Here is a 2,142-nt window from a genome sequence, read left to right as displayed (position 1 = left end):
GCCGATGAAGACCGTCGTCATCGGCGCGACGCTGTCCGCCGTCTCGGCGCCGACGGGGAGCCGGCATGGCGGCGGCCCGGTGCCGCGGGGACGGGGGCCTGGGCCCCGGTCATCTGCCCGGACAGCTCCCGCCCGCGTCGCGCCGGAGGTCGAGGTGCCTGCGGCGGGTGAGCAGCGGAGGGCGGCACGACATGCCGGCGACTGTACGAAGCGTTGATCGCCACCGTCAAGCGCGTCCGTACCGGTCGGTATCAGCCCTGCTGGAACATCTCCGCCGGCAGCGGCTTGAGCAGCTGGTAGAGGTCGTCGGCGATCGGGCGGTCCCAGGAGGCGATGGTGACCAGCACGCCGTCGCTGCGGCCGAACTGGGAGCAGAACACCCGCTCCTCGGAGACCTTGACCTTCTTCACGATCAGCAGGTCGTCGCCGAGCATCACCGGGAAGTCCTCGGCGGAGACGAAGTCCACCGGCTCGTCGTTCTCGAGGGCGGCGAGCAGCTGGCGGACCTCGAAGGGCACGCCGTCCTCGGGCTCGCGGGCGGGCGAGCCGTCCGGCAGGTTGCCGATGAACATGGCCGGTCCCCGGCCGCCGAAGAGGTCGTAGCGCAGGAAGATCCCCTGGCACGAGCCGTCCTGGGCGTTCATCGTCATGGCCCCGAAGTGGCCGGGCCAGTCGCCCGGATCCATCGCGAGCACGTCGAAGTCCGGACCTGCGGGCGAGCCGGAGCGACGGCGGAGGAATGACATGACACCATCGTACGGGTCGGGGGCCGCGCGGCCCGCGCACGGGTGCCCCGGCGCACGCGGGCGCACGGCGGTGACCGGCCGGGCATCGACGCTCAGAGACCAATGTTGACTCTGAGCAACCGTCCGGGCTACGTTCGGTTCAGCACGACAGCCGCTGTGGGTTCGTCCCACCGGGGGGCGGCGTGTTCAGGCGTGCCGTGTCGCGCTTCCCTCGCTCAGCACGTCGTCGTGCGAACAGACCTGATCCACCGTCGCCGTCCCGCTGCCCGCCAGGGTGGCGGGCCGGACGGCGGAGAACGACGAACGACAACTCCACAAGCCAGGTTCGCGGGGCCCCGGCCCGTCGCACTCGCGGACCTGTCCGGGACACCGCCGCGTGGGGGCGTGCGGATGACCCGGACACTTCGGTACCGCGCTGAGTAGCTCTCGGCACGGTGCCTTCCTCCCGGCGACGACCGGCCCTTCACGGGCCCGGGTGGCCGAACGCACTCCGGTGCGTGCGGGGACACCTCGGGAGGAGCTCGTCGCCGGCGCCGGTGACGGGCAGCACAGCGGGCGCCGTGCTCGACCGCGTGGGGGCGGTCGGCACGGCGTCTGCCTGCTCCATACTGTGGGCTGCCGCTTGTCCAGCAGTCAACGAGTTTCGGACCATCAGAATTCATTTGTGACCTCCGTGCCGTCACCGGGGGTTCAGCCGGAGGTCCGCCGGGCGCCGCCGTCAGGTGAGGTCGAACTCGCCGTCCCGGGCGCCGAGCACGAAGGCCCGCCACTCGGCCGGGGTGAAGACCAGGGCGGGCCCGTCCGGGTTGCGTCCGTCCCGCATCGCGATGAAGCCGTCGACGAAGGCGATCTGGACGTCTCCGACGCCCTGGCTGCTGGAGAGCCACTCCGCCCCGCCGAGGTCGAGTCTCGGCTCCGTCGAGGTACCAGCGCAGCTCGGGGGCGGCGAGGCCGGTCAGCGCGGCCGGGGCGACGGTGATCCGGGTGCTCCTGCGGACGGTGCTGCCGGTGGGCAGGTCACTGCTCAGCCCGTTGGCCTTGCGGTAGAAGCCGGCGATCATCGCCTCGCGGCCGGGCAGGTTGAACTCGGTGCTGGAGAGCGCGCGCATGATGGAGGTCGCGGTCGGCCGGTAGAGGCCGTGCGGGTAGTAGTCGCTGCCCTCGTAGGTGCCGACGGTGCCGCCGGCGGGGTCGTCCGCGCCGAGCCAGCGGTACCACTTGGCGCGGTCGGCGAGCAGTTGGTCGGCGGTGCGCACGGTGGAGTTGGGGCCGTCCGTCTCGCCGCCCGTCCAGGTGCCGTAGGAGTCGTAGGCGTACTCGTCGTGGAGCTGCCCGACGGAGTGGCCTATCTCGTGGGCGGCGATCAGGCTGGAGGCGGCGTTGTCGGAGGAGAGGG

General features: G+C 72.0%; 1 protein-coding gene and 2 pseudogenes. All 3 read right to left on the bottom strand.

What is annotated here, in order from left to right; genetic code table 11:
- Positions 1-251 precede the first annotated feature (251 nt).
- Entirely contained in the window at positions 252-746 is a 495-nt protein-coding gene (locus ABZ641_RS34245) for a hypothetical protein (RefSeq protein WP_344625037.1), read from the bottom strand.
- A 718-nt stretch (positions 747-1,464) separates the two neighbouring features.
- Positions 1,465-1,662: pseudogene (locus tag ABZ641_RS34240) on the bottom strand (DUF397 domain-containing protein); the annotation flags it as partial.
- A 148-nt stretch (positions 1,663-1,810) separates the two neighbouring features.
- Positions 1,811-2,142: pseudogene (locus ABZ641_RS34235) on the bottom strand (M64 family metallopeptidase); the annotation flags it as partial.

Origin of the sequence: Kitasatospora sp. NPDC007106 (genome assembly GCF_040634455.1) — a bacterium.
GTDB lineage: Bacteria > Actinomycetota > Actinomycetes > Streptomycetales > Streptomycetaceae > Kitasatospora > Kitasatospora arboriphila.
Note: the sequence above shows the minus strand (reverse complement) of the source record. Positions and strands in the feature narration are given on the sequence as shown.

What these genes read in the sequence shown, in the direction of transcription:
- ABZ641_RS34245 (WP_344625037.1), bottom strand. Translation starts at nt 746, where the DNA reads ATGTCATTCCTCCGCCGTCGCTCCGGCTCGCCCGCAGGTCCGGACTTC.